General features: G+C 77.3%; 2 protein-coding genes. One reads left to right on the forward strand and one right to left on the reverse strand.

What is annotated here, in order from left to right; genetic code table 11:
* Positions 1–97 precede the first annotated feature (97 nt).
* Positions 98–937 carry a class I SAM-dependent methyltransferase gene (locus tag ADY01_RS35000; protein WP_049580870.1) on the forward strand — a complete coding sequence of 280 codons (840 nt, stop codon included), beginning with the start codon at positions 98–100 and terminating at the stop codon, positions 935–937.
* A 48-nt stretch (positions 938–985) separates the two neighbouring features.
* Here ADY01_RS35000 and ADY01_RS35005 read toward each other — a convergent pair.
* Positions 986–2,287 (reverse strand): SCO7613 C-terminal domain-containing membrane protein (locus ADY01_RS35005; protein ID WP_420715766.1); only part of this gene is annotated, 1,302 nt, incomplete at its 5' end.

Genomic DNA, 2,287 nt, shown 5'->3' on the forward strand with positions numbered 1-2,287 from the left:
ACACCCGGGCAAGCGCCGGCCACCTAAGCCAGGCGTAGAAGCCGCCCCACCCACAACTCGCACCAACACCAACACCAACACGCCTAGCCTGCTCCGCATGCCCGACAACACCACGCGCGCGCGGCGCGACGACAGGCCCGAGGAGTCCCGGCGGGTGCGCCTGAGCCGGATGTTCGACGAGGACGCGGAGTTGTACGACCGGGCCAGGCCCGCATATCCGCCGGAGTTGTACGACGACCTCGCGGAGCTCGCGGGCGCCCGCTCCGGCAGCCGCGTGCTGGAGGTGGGCTGCGGGACCGGCCAGGCCACGGTGCCTCTGGCGGGGCGGGGCTGCCGGATCACGGCCGTCGAGGCGGGAGCGCAGATGGCCGCGGTCGCCCGCCGGAATCTGGCCGGGGCCGCGGCGGCGGAGGTGGTGACGGCGGACTTCGAGAGCTGGCCGCTGCCGGGGGAGCCGTTCGACGTGGTCGTCTCGGCGACGGCGTTCCACTGGATCGACCCGGCGGTACGGACGGTCAAAGCCGCCGACGCGCTGCGTCCCGGCGGGGCGCTCGCCGTGGTGCGCACCCAGCATGTGAGGGGCGGCACCGAGGAGTTCTTCGTCGAGGTCCAGCGCTGCTACGAGCGCTTCGACCCGGACACGCCACCCGGGCTGCGGCTCTCCTCGGCCGCCGGCATCGACGGCTCGGACCACGCGGGGGAGGTCGCGCGGAGCGGCCGGTTCGGGCCCACGGTGTTCCGCCGCTACGAGCAGGACCTCACGTACGCCACGTCGGACTATCTGGCGCTGCTGCGGACCTACTCCGGCCACCGGGCTCTCCCGGAAGCCGCCAGGGAAGGGCTGCTCGGATGCGTCGCGGCCCTGATCGACGGACGGTACGGCGGCCGGGTGACCAGGCGGCACCTCATCGAGCTGGCGGTGTCCCCCAGGCGGTGACGGGGGAGGCGGTCGGCAACCGGGCCGCCCCCGGCGCGTATCCGGAGGTCAGGTGAGGCGTTGCCAGGCCGCGTGGAGGCGGCGGGCCTCGGTCAGGCGGTGGTCGTAGGTGGCGCCCAGGGAGAGGAGCAGCGCTCCGGCGCAGGCCGGGAGGAGCCAGCGGGGGAGGACGCCCACCATGGCGGCCACATGCGGGGCGAGTTCGTGGAGCGCCACCAGCGCGAGGGTGGTGGAGCCCAGCGTGAGGGGGGCTTGCAGGCGGTGGCGCGCGCCGAGCACGGTCACGGTGAGCGCCCCGGCGCCCAGCAGCAGGGGGCGCGGCCCGCCCGGGTCCTGCCAGACCATGAGCAGGCTGGGCAGGAACAGCAGGGCCAGGCCCGTTCCATAGCCCTGCCACGAGGACGGCCCGTCGTCGCGGCGCCTCAGCACCGCGCCCATGACCAGTGCCGCGGCGGCGAGGTGGAGGGTGTAGGGCTCGGGCACGGTGACGCCCCGGGCGGCGAGCCCGTTCCACCCGGCCAGCGTCAGCAGCACGGCAGCCGCCACGCCCCCGGCGATGCCGCGGTCGGGGCGGGTCAGCGCGATCCCCACCGCCGCCGTCCCGCAGGCGGCGAGGGCGAGCGACAGCGCGGCGGCGTTCTCCCCCGTGAGCGCCAGCACCAGGCCCCACGCGGCGAGCACATGGCCCGTGCACTCCACGGCCAGGGCACGCGAGGCCGCCGCGGGCAGCGCCACCGCGAGGACCGCGAACGCGGCCCAGGCGGGCGGCACGTCGAACGCCGCGGGCACCGCCCGCGCCAGCCCCGCGACGCACACCACGGCGGCGCTCGCGGCGACCGCCCGGTGCGCGTCCCGGTCCGCGCGCCGGTAAGCCACCGCGAACGCCAGCGTGAGCGCCCCCAACACCGCGAAGGTCGCCGTCCTTTCGGCCAGTGCCCAGCCGAGGGCCAGGGGCGCGAGAGCCAGTCCGGCCGCGCCCGTCGCCGTGGTCCGCACCGACACCAGGCCCACGGCGAGCACCACCGGCACGGCCAGCGCCACGGGGTAGGGGAGCCCCGCGGCCAGCGGCGAGGTGACCGCCGCCGCGCAGGCCAGCGGCAGCGCGACCAGCGGCGCGGCCCGCCGGTCGACGGCCCCCGCGGCGCGGGCCGCGACGGCGGCCACGGCCGCCACCACCGCGAGCACCACGGGGGTCAGGGCCGTGCCCGACCAGGTCAGCCGGGGACCGAGCGCGTCGCGGGCCGCCCCGCCGGGCACCCCGTCCCAGGGGCGCGTCGCCCAGCTCAGCGGCCCGAACACCGCCTCGACGACGGCGGGCCCCGCCCACACCAGGGCACACCCGAGCGCGAC

Origin of the sequence: Streptomyces sp. SBT349 (assembly GCF_001083795.1) — a bacterium.
Lineage (GTDB): Bacteria > Actinomycetota > Actinomycetes > Streptomycetales > Streptomycetaceae > Streptomyces.